Genomic DNA, 17099 nt, shown 5'->3' on the forward strand with positions numbered 1-17099 from the left:
GAATGCGCAATGCGACATCTGCGGCCAACGTTTGAGACATCTCACACAAGAAGATGCGCAACTTCCCGCGATTGCGACTGCAGATTTTTGCGCATTTTGACAAAGGCCCCAGCCTCCAGCTGGCGCACCCGTTCTTTGGACAGGCCAAGCTCCTGACCAAGGCTCTCCAACGTTCGCGCAGGTTCGCGCAATTTGCGGGCGCGGATGATCAAACGCTCGCGATCATTCAGCGACATCATCGCCGTTGCCAGCCATTTGCGCAGCTGCTGACGGTCCAATGAATCCTCGACCAGTTCTGCAGCCTGCGCACGGTCGTCTTCCAGCGCCTCAATCCATTCACGCCCTTCATCGTCTGACGATTGCACCGCATTCAGCGAGAAATCCGCCCCCGACAAGCGCCCGTCCATCATCTGGACATCGCGCAAAGGCACCCCAATTTCAGTCGCGATCTTTTCATGGAGCTGGTGTTTGTCGAGCTTGTGGCCCTCTGCAAACGCATCGCGTTCCAACTGGGCCTGAATGCGGCGCATATTGAAAAACAATGACTTTTGCGATGAGGTCGACCCGGTGCGCACCATGGACCAATTGCGCATCACATATTCTTGGATCGACGCTTTGATCCACCACACCGCATAGGTTGAGAACCGCACCCCGCGGTCCGGGTCAAATTTGTCAGCGGCTTTCATCAGGCCAAGGCCCGCTTCCTGGATCAAATCATTCATCGGTGCGCCGTATCGTTTGAATTTGGCAGCCATTGAAATCGCCAAACGCATATACGCATTGATCAAACGATGCAGCGCTTCCACGTCACGGTCATCCCGCCACGCGTAAGCAAGTTTCAATTCCGTTTCTGCATCCAATAGTTCCGCACTCATCGCCTTTTTAGGCAGCGGATTGGGACTGGAGTCGTCAAGTGCCATGTCTTCCCCCCGAAATCAGATAAACCGAATACGTCCTGTGGGAAGTTTTGGATTAGTTATTATCTGGCCCGGTGGTTTTGGGTTTTCTACCAGGAGACAGCGGCAAGAAAATGCGCTGTTGCGCCCCTGTCATCGCGTTGAAACGAACCTGCGTGGTTCAATGCGACGTGGCGGGCTTGTCATTGACGGGCCTTGCGGATACCCACAGGATCATCCTTTTCGTATCCTTAGGGTAATAAAATTGTCCGGTTCTGTCACACTCATTCTTGGAGGCGCGGCCTCAGGGAAATCGGCTTTTTCCGAGGGCATTTGCGCAAGCGCAGGAAAAGAAAAGATTTATTGGGCCACATCACAAATCTACGATGATGAAATGAAGGCCAAGGTTTCCCGTCATATCGACCAGCGTGGCCCAAATTGGACCACCATAGAGGAACCGCTGTCGGCGTCGCTCGCCCTATCCGACCTTTCTGCGCGCCAAATCTGCCTGATGGATTGTGCCACAATGTGGCTGACAAACCACGTGTTGGCCGAGCATGATTTGCAGCAAGCGGAGGGCGATCTCTTTGCCGCCATCGATGTCTGTGCGGCAGATCTTGTCATTGTTAGCAATGAAACCGGAATGGGCATCGTGCCAGAAAACGCGCTTGCCAGGCGGTTTCGCGAGGCGCAGGGGCGGCTCAATATTGCACTGGCCGCGCGAGCGGATCGGGTTATCTTGGTCGCTGCCGGCCTGCCCCTAGTTCTAAAAGGCGCACCGCTTTGACCCGATTCTTTCTCTTGCGCCACGGACCGACCCACGCAAAATCCATGGTTGGCTGGTCCGACCTGCCCGCAGATCTAAGCGACATAGCCGCGCTGGATCGGATCAATGCTTATGTGCCCCAAGACGCGCTGGTGGTGAGTTCCGATCTGAGTCGCGCTGTTGAGACGGCCGATGCCGTGCAAGGCAGTCGCAAACGGTTGCCCCATGATCAACGTCTGCGCGAAATGCACTTTGGCGATTGGGAATTGCGCACCTGGTCAGAGCTCGAAGAAAGCTGCCCGGATCACATTCGCGCTTTTTGGAAAACGCCGGGCGATGTGCGGCCGCCCAATGGGGAAAGTTGGAACCAGCTTTCGGCGCGGGTGGATCGGATATTTGACGAACTCGCCGTACAATATGCGGGTGCAAATATTCTGGTTGTTGGGCATTTTGGCCAGATCCTGACCCAAGTGCAGCGAGCGGATCGATTGACGGCGGATGAGGCATTTGCGCGTCGGATCGACAATCTGTCGGTGACAGAGATCGCTCACTTAGGTCACGCATGGTCGCTCGGCACGATTAATCAAATTCCGTGACGGAATTCTCCAAAATATAACATTTGATAATGTCGCATTTCTTCTTAGGCTGCCACCAAAGTGTAGCAGAAGGAATGCGCAATGTATGAGCTTTTTATTGGTGACCGTCTCTTTTCCAGTTGGTCGATGCGCGGTTGGTTGATGCTGCGCAAATTCGACCTTCCCCATCAAACCCACATGATCGGGCTTTATCGCGGGACAATGGCCGAAGATATGAAAGCCCTTGCGCCCGCAAAACTGGTCCCGGCCCTGCGTACGCCCCAGGGTGTGGTCGTTGGCGAGAGCCTTGCACTGGCTGAAACTCTGGCTGAAGAAAACCCCGATACCGCCATGTGGCCAAAGGATCCTGCGGCACGCGCCACAGCACGTTGGCTTTGCGCGGAAATGATCAGCAGTTTGAACGCGTTGCGCGGTGAGTGCTCGATGCAGCTGCGCCATGTCTGGGATGGGTTCACGGTTTCAGACGCGGTTCAAAAAGATCTTGATCGTGTGGCCGCCCTTTGGGCCCATGCGCGGACGTTTTCTAACGGCGACGGAGACGGTTTGTTTGGAAGCTACAGCTTGGCCGATGTCTTTTATACCCCTGTTGCGGCGCGGATTGTCGGATATGGCCTGCCTGTCTCGGATGAGGACCGCGCCTATTGCCTTGCCCTGTTGGCAGACCCGATTGTGCAGGAGTGGCGCAACGAAGCGTTGACCGTCACCTACGACCCGATGCCCTATGATCTGGACCTTCCGCATCGCGAATGGCCGGTGTAGGTCACGATTTCACGCGGCACTGACGGGTGGGTTAACACTTCAGAAACCATGATTGACAAGCCTGTCTCCTAACCAGGGAGACAGGCCATGATCGCACGATGCTACACAGTCGCATTCCAAGGTGTCGAAGCAAGAACGGTTGAAGTTCAATGTTCCGTGGCGCCGGGGCTGCCCGCGTTTAACTTGGTTGGACTGCCGGACAAGGCCGTCAGCGAGGCGCGCGAACGAGTGCGGGCGGCGTTTTCAAATATGTCCGTCGCTCTGCCCTCAAAACGGATCACGCTAAACCTGTCGCCCGCCGACCTCCCCAAGGAGGGCAGCCATTTCGACCTGCCAATCGCTTTGGCGCTATTGGCAGCGATTGAGGTCATTCCAAAGGACATGGTCGCCGAAACCGTGGCTTTGGGGGAATTGTCGTTGGATGGTCAGCTCATGCCGGTGCTTGGCGCGCTGCCCGCAGCTTTAAATGCAGCAGAAGAAAACCGAAGGCTCTTGTGCCCCAAGGCATCCAGCGCCGAAGCCGCTTGGGTCGACGCGGCCGAAGTGATTGGTGCGCATTCCCTACTGGATGTAGTGCGCCATTTTACCGGGCAAATGCCGCTTACCCCGGCCACCGCGGGCGAAGTTTCAATCACCGCCACACAAAAAGATATCCGCGATGTGAAGGGGCAAGAGCGCGCAAAACGCGCGCTGGAAATCGCGGCAGCCGGGCGACACCATATGCTGATGGTCGGCCCACCTGGGTCCGGAAAATCCATGTTGGCCGCACGTCTTCCCTCCCTGCTCCCGATGTTGACAGCGCGTGAAGCGCTTGAGACTTCCATGATCCATTCCCTGTGCGGGCTTCTGGATGAAGGCGGCATCAACAGAACACGCCCGTTTCGCGAACCCCACCACACCGCCTCGATGGCGGCAATCGTGGGCGGTGGGCGGCGGGCCCATCCGGGAGAGATCAGCCTTGCCCATAACGGCGTTTTATTTCTGGACGAGCTGCCAGAGTTCAACCGAACCGTGCTGGAAACCCTGCGCCAACCGTTGGAGACAGGGGAGGTCATGGTCGCGCGCGCCAATGCCCATGTGAAATACCCTTGCAAGTTCATGTTGTTGGCGGCAGCAAACCCCTGCAAATGCGGCCATCTCGCCGATCCGGCGCAGGCCTGCGGACGCGCGCCCATCTGTGGGCAAGACTACCTTGGACGCATATCTGGCCCGTTGATGGATCGGTTTGATCTGCGTGTTGATGTCCCGCCGGTCGCCTTCACCGACCTAGATCTGCCGCCGCCCCAAGAAGGGTCACAAGAGATCGCCCCACGGGTTGCCATGGCGCGTGAATTGCAGGCCGCACGTTATGCCAAATATGACAGGCTCGAGCTGAATTCAGACGCCGAAGGAGAGGTTTTGGAAAACGTGGCACGACCCTGCGATGCGGGGCGTGCGTTGTTGCAACAAGCGGCAGAACACTTTGGCCTCACCGCGCGCGGCTACCACCGGGTTCTGCGTGTCGCGCGCACCATTGCCGATCTGGACGGTGCGGAACAAATGAGCCGCACCCACCTGGCCGAGGCGATCAGTTATCGCCTCAACCCGGTTGCTAAGTCCGTATAGGATAGGCGTTTAGAGTTTGGACTCGATGGCCTGCCAGACTTTTTCAGCGATATTGACACCATCAAAGCGTTCCAGCTCTTGGATGCCCGTTGGCGAGGTCACGTTGATCTCGGTCAGGTAGTCGCCGATCACGTCGATCCCAACAAAGATCTGACCCTTTTCACGCAGCAACGGACCAATAGCGGCGCAGATTTCCAGATCGCGTTCTGTCAGGCCAATCTTCTCGGGCCGTCCGCCAACGTGCATGTTAGACCGCGTCTCACCCGCAGCAGGAACGCGGTTGATCGCGCCAACCGGCTCACCGTCCACCAAGATCACGCGTTTGTCGCCATTAGAGACATCCGGCAGGAATTTCTGCACGATCAGCGGCTCGCGGCTGAACCCGGTGAACAGCTCATAGAGCGAGGACAGGTTGCGGTCGTTTTCATCCAGACGGAACACCCCCGCACCGCCATTGCCATAAAGCGGCTTTAGGATGATATCGCCGTGCTTCTCCTTGAACCCTTTGATCGTGTCGAGATCGCGCGCAATGGTAGTAGGCGGGGTCAGATCCGGGAAGTTCAGAACCAGCAGTTTTTCAGGGTAGTTCCGCACCCAGAACGGATCATTCACCACCAGCGCCTGACCTTTCAGGCGGTCCAGCAAATGGGTTGAGGTGATATAGTGCATATCAAACGGCGGATCCTGACGCAGCCAGATGACATCAAAATCAGCCAGATCCACCTCGCGCAAGTCGCCAAGGGTCGCAGGAGCATCGGCAACCCGCTGCACCGTCATGTCGTGACCGCGCGCGGTTACCCGCCCTTCTTGGAAGGCCAGCTGATCTGGTGCGTAGTAAAACAATTCATGCCCGCGCGCCTGGGCCTCTTCTGCGAGGCGAAAGCTGCTGTCGGCGTTAATGTCGACCCCAAGGATCGGATCCATCTGGAAGGCGATTTTCATGACGCATGTCCCCTGTCGTGTTGCTGACCTACATGGCGTACCGATCTGTCATGTTCAATGGGGTCAGCCCAAACCAAACGCATTTTCAAGGATTTCGATCTGCCCCTGCCCATCAACAAGCGCCGCATCAAAGCGCAAGTCGCATGTTTGCAGATCGCCGGATTGGGCCACATAGGCCTCAGCCGCGCGATAAATCCGCGCCTGTTGGTGTGCGCTCAGATGGCTTGCGGCCTCGGCATGGGTTCGGCTGGTTTTAACCTCGACAAACACCACTTGGGTGGCCTTGCGCAAGATCAGATCAATTTCACCCGCGCCGCCACGCCAACGTTTGTCAAGCAGCGCAAAGCCCAACAATTCGTACTGGCGCAATACGGCCTCTTCTGCGGCGACACCTGCGTGATGGGACCGTTGCCCCCGGTGATGGCGCGCAGAAGGTGGCATATCAGTCGGCGTCCTTTCCGAGCTGCAGCGCCAGCTGGTAGACTTTTCGACGGGGCAAATCGTGGGTTTTCGACACAAGGTCAGCGGCATCTTTGACCGAGTTTTCCTTGAGCGCGACACGCAGATCGCTTTCCAGATCCGCGGCGCTGACTTCAACCTCGCCTGCACGTTCGACTAACAATACGATTTCGCCTTTGACTGGTTTATCCTCAAGGCTTTGAGCGAGGTCGACCAAGGGAAGGCGGCGCACTTCTTCGAATTTTTTGGTCAATTCTCGGCACATGGCTGCCGTGCGGTTACCCAACACTGTGGCCATATCACGGACCGAGGCCTGCACCCGTTTGGGAGATTCGTAAAAGACCAGCGTGCCCGGCACCTGTTTCAACTCTTCCAATCGCTTGCACCGCGCGCCCGTCGCATTCGGCAGGAAGCCCGCGAAAAAGAACGCATCAGTCGGCAGTCCGGCGAGTGTCAAAGCCGTCACCACAGCGGACGCACCGGGCGCACAGGTCACCATATGCCCCGCCTCTGCCGCGTCCCGGTTCAGATCATACCCGGGATCGGCGATAAGTGGCATACCCGCCTCAGAGGCATATGCGACCGACTGACCGGCTGCAATCGCCTCCAAAAGCCGGGCGCGCGTTCCGGGACCACTGTGATCGTGATATGCAATTATGTTACGATCTTTTAAAGGAACACCGTGTATTTCCATCAACTTACGAAGGCTACGGGTATCTTCGGCGGCTATGACATCGGCTGACGCAAGAACATCCAAAGCCCGCAAAGTGATGTCGCGCGCCGTCCCAATGGGTGTGGCAACAAAATACAGTCCTGACTGCAATCGGACATTCTGGTGATTCAACTCTGGACCCGCCTATTCGGTTGTCTATTATTTGCGCCTGAAACCCAAAACGACCAGAACGGTCGGAACATGGAGCAAAAGCATTATTATGTTTGCTGTTTTCAAGAACGCCCGCAAGATGGCATGTGGTGCCGCATTGGCAATTTCCGCCTTGGCCCTGGCTGCGTGCGAACCGGTAGCATTAAACTCCGGCCCTACTATCAATCCTTCCAAACCTGTGAAAGTGGCGCTTTTGGTTCCACGTGGCTCTACACAGACGGGCGACAGTGTTTTGGCACAAAGCCTGGAGAACGCCGCCCGGATGGCCATTGGCGATCTGAACGGTGTGGAAGTCGACCTGCGCGTCTATGACACGGCGGGAACGCCCGAAGTGGCGGCCACTGCTGCAGATCAGGCGATCAAAGATGGCGCGGGCATCATTCTCGGCCCGCTTTACGCCGAAGCCGCCAATGCCGCAGGCCTCGTCGCCGCGCAAAAAGGCGTGAATGTTCTGGCGTTTTCCAACAACACGGCCATCGCAGGCGGTAACGTCTTTATCCTGGGATCAACCTTTGACAATACCGCCCGCCGTCTGACGCGCTATTCGGCACAACAAGGCAAACCCAATGTTTTGGTGGTTGCCGGCGACAATGCCGCTGGTGCTGCCGGGCGCGAAGCGGTGAACCGCGCGGTTGCCGGGTCGTCGGCCCGTGTCACTGGCGCGGTCAGCTATGAGCTGTCGCAACAGGGCGTAATCAACGCGATCCCAACCATTCGCGATGCCGCAAACAGCGGTGGCGCTGACGCGGTCTTTATGACTGCGACAACGGCCGGTGCTCTGCCCCTGTTGACACAATTGTTGCCCGAAGCAGGGGTGTCCCCGGAGAATTTCCAATACATCGGCCTGACCCGTTGGGATATTCCGCCCCAGACCCTTGAACTTCCTGGCGTTCAAGGCGCTTGGTTCGCCCTGCCCGACCCGTCCCAATCCGGAAAATTCCGCGAACGTTACACCGCCACATATGGTGCCGGCCCTCACCCAATTGGTGGTCTGGCCTATGATGGCATAGCCGCGATTGGCGCATTGGCCCAACAGGGCAAGAGCGATGCACTGACCGCCGCAGCCCTGACACAAGGCGCCGGCTTCCAAGGCACAGGCGGGATTTTCCGTCTGCGCGCGGATGGCACCAATGAACGTGGCCTCGCAGTGGCCACAATCGAAGATAGGAAAGTTGTCGTAATTGACCCAGCCCCAAAAAGCTTCGCTGGCGCAGGCTTCTAAAGCGCCCTCTTTAACGCAAGCTGACATGACGAAATCCGATCAGGTGCCATTGATTTTGGCACCTGAATTGATTTTCGACATTCAGGCCGTTTACGATGATATTCGCGCCAAGGCCCAGGAGCTGTCCGGGGCTGAGCTGCGGGCGCATGTTGTCGCCGTGCTGCGTGAGGGGAATACGGCTGGCCGCGCCGCAATTGCAGAGGCCTTTGCCGCATCGCCCTTTGCCGCACGTGCCGTCACCCGGTCCTACACATATCTGACGGATTGCATCGTCCGTACCGCGATTTTTACCGCCACTGAATTTGTGTACCCCAATGCCACACCGACCCAAGGGGAACGGATCGCGGCCATGGCGGTTGGTGGCTACGGTCGTGGCGAGATGGCGCCGTTCTCGGATGTCGACCTTCTGTTCCTGACGCCTTACAAAATCACCGCCTGGGCGGAGAGCGTGATTGAAACGACGCTCTATATCCTGTGGGATCTTCGCCTGAAGGTCGGACATTCTAGCCGCACCATTCGCGACTGTATCCGGCTCGGCAAAGAAGATTTCACCATTCGCACCGCGATGCTGGAACACCGGTTCCTGACCGGGGATGCGGAACTGGCAGGTAAACTGGAAGAAAAGCTCAACAAAGATCTCTTTGCCCATAACGCACGTGAATTCGTATCTGCCAAATTGGCGGAACGGGACAAGCGCCACGTGAAACAGGGGGAACGCTATGTGGTTGAGCCAAACGTAAAAGAAGGCAAAGGCGGCCTGCGCGACCTACAATCCTTGTTCTGGATCGCGAAATACCTGTATCGCGTGCAAGACGTCGAAGAGCTGGTGGGTCTGGGTCTTTTCAGCGCGGAAGAATTCGACGTCTTTGCCAAGGCCGAGAATTTCCTCTGGGCGGTGCGGTCGCATCTACATCTCTCGGCCAATCGCGCCACCGAACAGCTGTCTTTTGATCAACAGGTCGAAGTTGCACAGCGGATGGGGTTCCAGGACACCGCCGCACGGCGCGGTGTGGAAGTCTTCATGCAGGAGTATTTTCGTCACGCCACGCGTGTTGGCGACGTGACCCGCATTTTCCTCTCCGAACTGGAGGCCAGCCAGCAAAAAGAAGAGCCGCTGCTGGAACGAATTTTCCGCAGACGGCCCCGCGTCAAACCCGGCTTTGCAGTGGTCCACAACCGTCTGCAGGTCGAAGACCCGGATGCGTTTTTGCAAGATCGTCTGAATATCCTACGTCTGTTCCAAGAAGGCTTGCGCACGGGCATGTTGATCCACCCCGACGCCATGCGTCTGGTAACTGCGAATCTGCATCTGATCGACAACAAAATGCGCCAGGACAAGGAAGCCAACCGCATCTTCCTCGATCTCATGCTGAAACACGGCAATCCCGAACGTGCGCTGCGGCGGATGAACGAATTGGGCGTGCTCGGCGCGTTTATTCCTGAGTTCGAGCAGATCGTCGCCATGATGCAATTCAACATGTATCATTCCTACACGGTTGATGAACACACGATCCAGGTGATCTCCAACTATGCGGCGATTGAACGGGGTGAGCTGGAAGACGAACTGCCACTTTCCTCGGACATCTTGCGCAAAGGACTAAGCCGCAAGGTTTTGTTCGTCGCTCTGCTGCTGCATGACATCGGCAAGGGCCGCGAGGAAGACCACTCGATTGTCGGCGCGCGGATTGCCCGCAAACTTGCGCCGCGGTTTGGCCTGAACAAAGCCGACAGCGAAACAGTCGAGTGGCTGGTGCGCTATCACCTGTTGATGTCCGATATGGCGCAGAAACGCGATATCGCCGACCCTCGGACCGTGCGTGACTTTGCCAAGGCGGTGAAAACGGTCAAACGTCTGGATCTGCTGCTGCTACTGACTGTCTGTGACATTCGCGGCGTTGGCCCGGATACTTGGAATAATTGGAAAGCGGTACTGTTGCGCGCGCTCTATGGCCAGACCCGCAAGGCGCTGGAAGGCGGCATGGAGGCGCTCAGCCGTGAACACCGCGGCCATGAAGCAAAAAGCAAACTGCGTGCAACCTTGACCGACTGGAGCAAAGCGGACCTCAAACGAGAGACCAACCGCCATTACCCGCCCTATTGGCAGGGTCTGCATGTCACAGCGCATGTGGATTTCGCAGAAATGTTCCGCGCCTTGCACGAGGGCGGCGATCAATCCGCGATCAAGATTTGCCTTTTCCCGGATGAGGACCGCGACGCGACACGCGCCTGTTTTGCAATGGTCGACCATCCCGGCATTTTCGCCCGTGTGGCCGGAGCGCTTGCACTTGTGGGGGCCAACGTTGTGGACGCGCGGTCCTACACGACCAAAGACGGCTACGTCGCGGATGCTTTCTGGATCCAAGATTCAGAAGGGAGCCCGTTTGAGGCCTCACGCCTGCCACGTCTGGAACAAATGATCCGCAAAACGCTGAACGGTGAAGTTGTTGCCACGGATGCGTTTAAATCCCGCGACAAAATCAAGAAACGCGAACGTGCCTTCAATGTGCCGACCCATATCACCTTTGATAACGAAGGGTCTGAGATTTACACGATCATCGAAGTGGACACGCGCGACCGACCCGGATTGCTTTATGATCTGGCGCGCACCCTGGCGCATCTGAACGTCTATGTGGCCAATGCGGTGATTGCGACATATGGCGAACAGGTGGTCGATACCTTCTATGTCAAAGACATGTTTGGGCTGAAGTATCATTCCGAATCCAAACAACGCACGCTCAAGAAAAAGCTGCAGGAGGCGATCAAAGAAGGCGTCAAACGGGCAGAGGCATGAAACCGATCAAACTCCTGTCAGGGTTTCTGACAGTCGGATTTTGGACCTTGGCCAGCCGAATCCTGGGTTTTGCCCGCGAAATCCTGATCGCGGCCTATATTGGCCCGGGTCCGATGATGGATGCCTTTGTTGCTGCCTTTCGTCTGCCCAATATGTTCCGCCGTTTCTTTGCCGAAGGGGCGTTTAACGCAGCTTTTGTACCGATGCTGTCCAAGAAGGTCGAAGGCGAACAGGACGCGCCTGCCTTTGCGCAGGACGCGTTCAACCTGTTGGGCGCTGCCGTGCTGCTGCTCGTTGCGGTGTCAATGATTTTCATGCCGGGTATGGTCTGGTTCACCTCTGGTATCAGCGACGGCGACGCGCGGTTTGACGCCACGGTGGGCTTTGGCCGCATCATGTTTCCCTATATTCTCTGCATGTCGCTGGCGGCATTGTTTTCCGGGATCCTCAACGCAACGGGGCGGTTTTCGGCGGCGGCGGCGGCCTCTGCCCTGCTGAATGTCGTCGCAATCCCTGCGATGATCGCCGGGGCCGTTGTAGGGGGCGAGGTCATTCAATGGTTGATCTGGGCCATTCCTGTCGCGGGTGTCGCACAATTGGTGCTGGTCTGGGTCGCCGCAGAACAGGCCGGGTTCAAACTGCGCCCTGGGCTGCCGCGCCTGACGCAGGATATGCGCCATATGGTCAAAGTTGCCCTGCCCGCCGCACTGGCCATGGGTGTCACGCAGGTCAATCTGGTAGTGGGTCAGCGGGTTGCCCAAGACATCGAGAACGCGCTGAGCTGGCTGTTTATCGCGGACCGCCTGTATCAGCTGCCCCTTGGCGTTGTTGGTATTGCGGTAGGCATTGTGTTGCTGCCAGACCTGTCGCGCCGGTTACGTGCGGGCGACGCAGACGGTGCGCAGAATGCCCTGTCCCGTGCGGGCGAGTTCTCACTCGTCCTCACCCTGCCGTCTATGGTGGCCTTTGTGGTCATTCCGCTGCCGCTGATCTCGGTCCTGTACGAACGCGGTGCGACGGATGCTGCAGATGTACAGGCGATTGCTTTGGCGGTCGCGATTTACGGCGTGGGGCTTCCGGCCTTTGTCCTGCAAAAAGTGCTGCAACCACTTTACTTTGCGCGTGAAGACACACGGTCACCTTTTCGCTTCGCGCTTGTGGGCATGGCCGTGAATGCGGCCCTCGCTGTTGGTCTGAAACCCATTGTCGGCTGGATTGCCCCGGCCATCGCGGCCAGTGCGGCGGGTTGGGCGATGGTTTTCCTGCTCTGGTTTGGTGCCCGCCGCATGGGAGAGGTCGCACAATTTGACAGCCGTTTCTATGACCGCTGCTGGCGAATTTTCGCGGCGTCCGGCGTTATGGGGGCGGCCGTTTTCAGCAGCTATCGGACCTTTGACTGGCTGTTCTACGTTCCAAGCTGGCGCTACCTCGCCCTACTGGGCCTGATCGTTTTAGGTGCGGTCACTTACTTTGGGGCGGCCCAAGTATTGGGTGCGATCAAACTGGGTGAGATGAAACAATCGCTGCGCCGCCGAGGCGGTTAATCGCGGCGGATCTTTTGCAGGATCCGCTGCCATCCGCCGGGCACAAGGAAAAACGACACGCCAAATCCGGTGGCAAAACCGGCAATATCCGCAACCCAGTCGGGGCGACCGCCGAGAATCAGCCCGAACAGCAACTGGATGCCCATCAACATCCCAATCAGGCTAAAGGCGCGCGCCTGTTGTTCCCCCATCGCACCAAGCGCAATCCACCGCACAAAGGTAAAGGCCCCGATCAACCCATAGACCGCCGGGAAACCGCCGATCAAGGGATAGTCGGATCCAACCGTCGCATAGATCAACGCGCCTGAGATGCCGGACAGAAGAAACACCAGCAACATGCGGATTTCACCAAAGACTTCAGCCACCATTTTGCCAAGCGCCAGCAGGAACACGCAGACAAAAAGCGCCTGAGTGAATGAGCCATGCACAAAAAGGTAAGAGACGCAGCGCAGCAGGTTCTCAACCGACCATCGTTGGGTGTCGACCATCCACCAGAAGATCTCACCCGAAAATGCATAAGATTGCAGCGCGTCCAGACGCCAGCCAATCGCGGCAGGCCCGCCAACGATCCCCCGCGCGCCCAAGGAAAACACGGCCTCAATTCCGATGATGACCAAGGCAAGCGCCACAACGACTGCTGGAATGGTGTTAAAGGGCGATTGCGTATCAGGATTACTCATCCGATGGGCTCCTATGCCACGCCTTTCGGGCTGGCGGTTGACGATGCGGTGCGCCATGGGTAAGCGACTGTGGTGCAATTTTCCAGACGGGAGTTTCCTGACATGAGCGAAACCAGCTTCACCCCGCGCGTCTTTTCCGGCATCCAGCCTTCGGGCAACCTGCACCTGGGCAATTACCTGGGCGCTTTGAAGCGGTTTGTGGACTGGCAGGACCGTGACGTAGAATCGATCTTTTGCATGGTCGACCTGCATGCAATCACTGTCTGGCAGGATCCGGTTGATTTGAAAAAATCAACGCGTGAGCTTTGTGCCGGTTTCATCGCCTCGGGTCTTGATCCTGAAAAGTCGATCCTGATCAACCAAAGCCAGGTCCCAGAACACGCGCAGCTGGCGTGGGTTTTCAACTGTGTCGCCCGCATGGGGTGGATGCAACGGATGACCCAGTTCAAGGACAAGGCCGGTAAGAACGCGCAGAACGCCTCGTTGGGGTTGTTTGCCTATCCTGCGTTGATGGCGGCTGACATCCTGACCTATCACGCAACCCATGTGCCGGTCGGCGAAGACCAAAAGCAGCACTTGGAGCTGACACGCGACATCGCGACCAAATTCAACCATGACTACGGCGTTGAATTCTTCCCGGTCACCGAACCCGTGATCGAAGGCGCCGCCACCCGCGTGATGTCGTTGCGGGACGGGTCGAAAAAGATGTCGAAATCCGACCCATCGGATGCAAGCCGCATTAACCTGACTGACGACGCGGACACAATCGCCAAGAAGATCCGCAAGGCCAAGACAGATCCCGAGGCATTGCCGTCCGAGGCCGAAGGGCTGGAAGGGCGCCCCGAAGCGCGCAACCTGATCAACATCTACGCGGCGATGAACAACCAAAGCGTTGATGAGGTTTTGGCGGACGTGGGCGGCAAGCAATTCTCGGAATTCAAACCGATGCTGGCCGAGCTGGCAGTTGCCAAGATGTCCCCCATCACCACCGAAATGGCGCGCCTGATGGAACATCAAGACGAGATCGACAAGATCCTGTCGCGCGGTTCAGAACGCGCCCGGGCGATCACAGCTCCGATCCTGCGCAAGACGTACGAGATTATGGGCATGGTCCCACCGGTCGAGATGTAAACGCCTTGCCCCTCAAATGCCGCCCCAATCGGGCGGCATTTTTCTTTGCCATACCACATATTTAAGGCACTGAAATAAAACAACCATTCACATACGTGGTGAATTTTTCCCAGAATCCCCGGAATTACTGCATTTCCCGCTTGACCCCTTCCGCCCGAACCCTTAAATCGCCTCCACACAGTCACTAAGACAGTGAATGTCTCTGTGGCGGAGTAGCTCAGCTGGTTAGAGCAGCGGAATCATAATCCGCGTGTCGGGGGTTCAAGTCCCTCCTCCGCTACCACGACTTTCAAGGATCTGAACAAGACCTTGCGTGGCCAAGCCTCAACTCGCATCGACCAATTTTAATCCCACGATCCCCAATCAGGATGAGTGCGACGCAGATCATGCGCGGCCAGGAAACGGGTTCGGCAAGGATCAGAATGCCGATGATCACCGTGCCCGCCGCTCCGATGCCGGACCAAACCGCATAGGCCGTTCCAACCGGGATCTGTTTCAACGAGAGGCTCAACATATAGAGGCTGATGAGCACCAGAACCAATGTGATGGTAGTGGGAACAAGGCGCGTCAGCCCGTCCGTGTATTTCAGGCAAATCGCCCAGGCCGTCTCTAACGAGCCCGCAAAACTAGGATTAGCCAGGCCATCCAATTCACTTTCTTCGGAAAAAAAGGCGTGCAGGGATCTGCACGCCCAGTGTGGGGATCAAGAATTGTCATCCGCGGGTTAAATCCCCGCTGAGGCCTCTGCATGTGCTTTGTCGCACTTAATCGGTTGAGGGGATTCATGTTGTGAAACCAGCATGATAGCTGAAGGCATGAGCAGCTGGGCCCCAACGAAGTACAAGACCACAAATTGGCCGCCTTACAATGACAGTTTGAAGCTACGCGGATCGCTGTCGATTTGGTTTGACCCTGAGATGGCCTGGGTGCCACCGCCAAGCGGCAAGCGGCAAGCGCGTTCGATAACAGAGTTTCAGCGACGCGGCGATAGACGTGCCTGACTTTGAAGGTCCTGTTCGGGCTTCCATTACGGCAGACCACTGGCTTTGTGCAAAGCCTGCTGGCTGGTCGGACTGGACTGGGCGGCACCTGATTTTAGCACCCTTTGCCGTCCCATTGCCCGACAGGCGATTGTGTAGAAATCTGCCGAGGGGCGAGGTCACCACCAGCGATATTGGTGATGCGCCGAAGCTGCCAGAATTGCTGGATCGAAATTCCACCCGATCAGAACATCGGCAGTGTCACAGCAGACGGAGCGTATGACACTCGAAAATGTCACGAGACGATTGCCGCCCGCAATGCCCATGCTGTCAGCCCACCGCGCAAGAATGCCAAGCCATGGAAGCCCACAAGCGCCGGTGCCTCCGCCCGAAACGAGGCCGTCAATGCGCAGCGGTTTCTAGGCCGCACTCTGTGGCGACGGCTCCGGCGAATACCACCGCCGAAGCCGTGTCGAAACCAAGATGCATTGTATAAAACTGCTCGGTCAATCGCTGATGGCCAAGGACTTCGACAGGCAGGTCGCGGAGATCCCAATCCGCATCGCCGTCCTCAATCAATACACGGCCCTTGGCGTACTTCTCACAGAGGCCGTAGGATAAGTCCCTCTGGGAAAAGGCGACGTCCGACCCTCACACGATTTGTGCAACAAAACCCATCGTGCAGTGAACCGGTTCCCCGTTTCCATCCAGACCAGTGCGCCATGTGTAGTTCCACAGACGACCCCAGTTGCTCTGTTTTTCGAAACAAACGACCTCGGGGATCTCCGCCCCTTTTTGTGCTGCCGACTGGAACGCACGCAATTGGGACAGACCAGACGGGCCTGCACCGATCACCGCAACCCGTTTCCCCATGACAATCTTCCATTCCTACTTTGAGCTGAACCAAATTGATAAACTGGTTCAAAATTCATGGACTAGAACGGCGTCGGAAGTTTGCCTGAGTAGAAACTTATTTTCTCGTTTTAACTCACGAAAATTGGTCTGTAGATGAAAATATGAGCACACCTACTCTTTTTCAGCGACTTGCAGCGACTGCTTCATCCCGCCCATTGGGCGCGCAGAATCGGTTTTGTCACCCCCTTGTCCGGACCAGAGGCCGAATGGGGTCAACAAGGAGTGGATGGTTGCCAGATCTGGGCCGACGGTATCAACCAATCCGGTGGTCTGATGGTGGCCGGATGAAGATCATCGTCCACGACAGCGCGCTCGGGGCCGCGGCCACGATGCAAGCCACACGCGATTTTGTCGAACGTCAACGGGTGCCGTTGATCCTGACCTTGGGTGGAACCAGTTTCGCAGCAGTTCTGCCCTACGTGATGCAACAGCGCATGCTGGTGGCAACCCTGCAGCCAACCGACCTGTCACCGGACACCTCTTTATGATCGCTCCGGCCGAGGCGACCCTCTGTTCGACGTCACCAGCGTCGACTGGCTGGCCCGTGTCGCACCAAACGCGCGCAAGGTTGCGCTGTGCAGCCAAAGCGACCAATTGGGCCTGTCCTCGCTTGCGGTCTATCGTGCGACGTTTGAAGCCTCGGGGCATCAAATGGTGAAAGAAGTGCAATATGCCCCCGACACAGAAGATGCGTACGGGATCGTCGCAGCCATGCTGGCAGACAATCCAGACATACTATGTTGATGCTCATCTGCTCCACCGATGAGCGCCCTGACAGAATCCGCATACAATTAAGGATCTAAGGGAGCGATCCTAGCCTACACCACGGACAATTACCCCCGAATGATTGCGCCTACCTCTGCAGGTTTCATGGATAAATACACTTTCCAATTCCCAAATTTCGACGACCTAGGGTCTGGACCCATTGAT

General features: G+C 57.1%; 15 protein-coding genes, 1 tRNA gene and 2 pseudogenes. 11 read left to right on the top strand and 7 right to left on the bottom strand.

Translation table 11 applies throughout. The features are described from left to right. Positions 1–41: 41 nt before the first annotated feature. On the bottom strand, positions 42–920 hold the full coding sequence (locus KMP13_RS14270) for an RNA polymerase factor sigma-32 (protein WP_215266589.1): 879 nt from the start codon (positions 918–920) through the stop codon (positions 42–44). On the opposite strand from KMP13_RS14270, the gene cobU reads away from it, so the two are divergent. The 4 genes from cobU to KMP13_RS14290 all read left to right on the top strand — a co-directional run bounded on the left by cobU (position 919) and on the right by KMP13_RS14290 (position 4622). Further along, positions 919–1683: a bifunctional adenosylcobinamide kinase/adenosylcobinamide-phosphate guanylyltransferase gene (cobU, locus tag KMP13_RS14275; RefSeq protein ID WP_353055716.1), complete on the top strand. Its 765-nt coding sequence runs from the start codon at positions 919–921 to the stop codon at positions 1681–1683. The genes KMP13_RS14270 and cobU overlap by 2 nt on opposite strands. Beyond that, positions 1680–2258, top strand: a complete 579-nt coding sequence (locus KMP13_RS14280; protein ID WP_215266591.1) for a histidine phosphatase family protein — start codon at positions 1680–1682, stop codon at positions 2256–2258. Before cobU ends, KMP13_RS14280 begins: the two co-directional genes overlap by 4 nt. An 81-nt stretch (positions 2259–2339) precedes the next feature. Then, the gene (locus tag KMP13_RS14285) at positions 2340–3017 is read left to right on the top strand and encodes a glutathione S-transferase (RefSeq protein WP_215266593.1); all 678 of its coding nucleotides are present in this window, start codon (positions 2340–2342) and stop codon (positions 3015–3017) included. An 87-nt stretch (positions 3018–3104) separates the two neighbouring features. After that, entirely contained in the window at positions 3105–4622 is a 1518-nt protein-coding gene (locus KMP13_RS14290; protein WP_215266595.1) for a YifB family Mg chelatase-like AAA ATPase, read from the top strand. A gap of 9 nt (positions 4623–4631) precedes the next feature. Here KMP13_RS14290 and gshB read toward each other — a convergent pair whose 3' ends face one another. The 3 genes from gshB to rsmI form a co-directional block, all read right to left on the bottom strand. Continuing rightward, positions 4632–5564 (bottom strand): glutathione synthase, encoded by a 933-nt coding sequence (gshB, locus tag KMP13_RS14295; RefSeq protein WP_215266598.1) that lies wholly within the window; start codon positions 5562–5564, stop codon positions 4632–4634. A 63-nt stretch (positions 5565–5627) separates the two neighbouring features. Further along, positions 5628–6005, bottom strand: a complete 378-nt coding sequence (locus tag KMP13_RS14300; protein ID WP_215266600.1) for a YraN family protein — start codon at positions 6003–6005, stop codon at positions 5628–5630. A gap of 1 nt (position 6006) precedes the next feature. Then, on the bottom strand, positions 6007–6867 hold the full coding sequence (gene rsmI / locus KMP13_RS14305; RefSeq protein ID WP_215266602.1) for a 16S rRNA (cytidine(1402)-2'-O)-methyltransferase: 861 nt from the start codon (positions 6865–6867) through the stop codon (positions 6007–6009). 88 nt (positions 6868–6955) lie between these two features. Here rsmI and KMP13_RS14310 point away from each other — a divergent pair, with 88 nt between their 5' ends. The 3 genes from KMP13_RS14310 to murJ are packed head-to-tail and all read left to right on the top strand — an operon-like array spanning position 6956 to position 12463. Continuing rightward, complete coding sequence (locus tag KMP13_RS14310) at positions 6956–8128, top strand: penicillin-binding protein activator (protein WP_215266604.1); 1173 nt, start codon at positions 6956–6958, stop codon at positions 8126–8128. Positions 8129–8153: 25 nt separating this feature from the next. Continuing rightward, positions 8154–10919, top strand: a complete 2766-nt coding sequence (locus KMP13_RS14315; RefSeq protein WP_215266605.1) for a [protein-PII] uridylyltransferase — start codon at positions 8154–8156, stop codon at positions 10917–10919. Continuing rightward, on the top strand, positions 10916–12463 hold the full coding sequence (murJ, locus tag KMP13_RS14320) for a murein biosynthesis integral membrane protein MurJ (RefSeq protein ID WP_215266606.1): 1548 nt from the start codon (positions 10916–10918) through the stop codon (positions 12461–12463). Before KMP13_RS14315 ends, murJ begins: the two co-directional genes overlap by 4 nt. Here murJ and KMP13_RS14325 read toward each other — a convergent pair. Next, entirely contained in the window at positions 12460–13143 is a 684-nt protein-coding gene (locus tag KMP13_RS14325; protein ID WP_215266608.1) for a rhomboid family intramembrane serine protease, read from the bottom strand. The genes murJ and KMP13_RS14325 overlap by 4 nt on opposite strands. A 102-nt stretch (positions 13144–13245) precedes the next feature. Here KMP13_RS14325 and trpS point away from each other — a divergent pair, with 102 nt between their 5' ends. Together trpS and KMP13_RS14335 are read left to right on the top strand one after the other, a co-directional pair. Then, positions 13246–14274: a tryptophan--tRNA ligase gene (trpS, locus tag KMP13_RS14330; RefSeq protein ID WP_215266609.1), complete on the top strand. Its 1029-nt coding sequence runs from the start codon at positions 13246–13248 to the stop codon at positions 14272–14274. A gap of 206 nt (positions 14275–14480) precedes the next feature. Next, positions 14481–14557: transfer RNA gene (locus tag KMP13_RS14335), tRNA-Met, on the top strand. Positions 14558–14563: 6 nt separating this feature from the next. On the opposite strand, the gene KMP13_RS14340 is transcribed toward KMP13_RS14335, so the two are convergent. Continuing rightward, entirely contained in the window at positions 14564–14923 is a 360-nt protein-coding gene (locus tag KMP13_RS14340; protein WP_215266610.1) for a DMT family transporter, read from the bottom strand. Between the two features lie 166 nt (positions 14924–15089). On the opposite strand from KMP13_RS14340, the pseudogene KMP13_RS14345 reads away from it, so the two are divergent. Beyond that, positions 15090–15875 (top strand): annotated as a pseudogene (locus tag KMP13_RS14345) (transposase). A gap of 54 nt (positions 15876–15929) precedes the next feature. Here the strand turns inward: KMP13_RS14345 and KMP13_RS14350 are convergent. Continuing rightward, positions 15930–16127, bottom strand: a pseudogene (locus KMP13_RS14350) (NAD(P)/FAD-dependent oxidoreductase); the annotation flags it as partial. Between the two features lie 326 nt (positions 16128–16453). On the opposite strand from KMP13_RS14350, the gene KMP13_RS14355 reads away from it, so the two are divergent. Next, entirely contained in the window at positions 16454–16657 is a 204-nt protein-coding gene (locus KMP13_RS14355) for a hypothetical protein (RefSeq protein ID WP_215266611.1), read from the top strand. Positions 16658–17099 lie beyond the last annotated feature (442 nt).

It is taken from the genome of Epibacterium ulvae (genome assembly GCF_018678075.1).
In the GTDB taxonomy this organism is placed as follows: Bacteria; Pseudomonadota; Alphaproteobacteria; order Rhodobacterales; family Rhodobacteraceae; genus Epibacterium; species Epibacterium ulvae_A.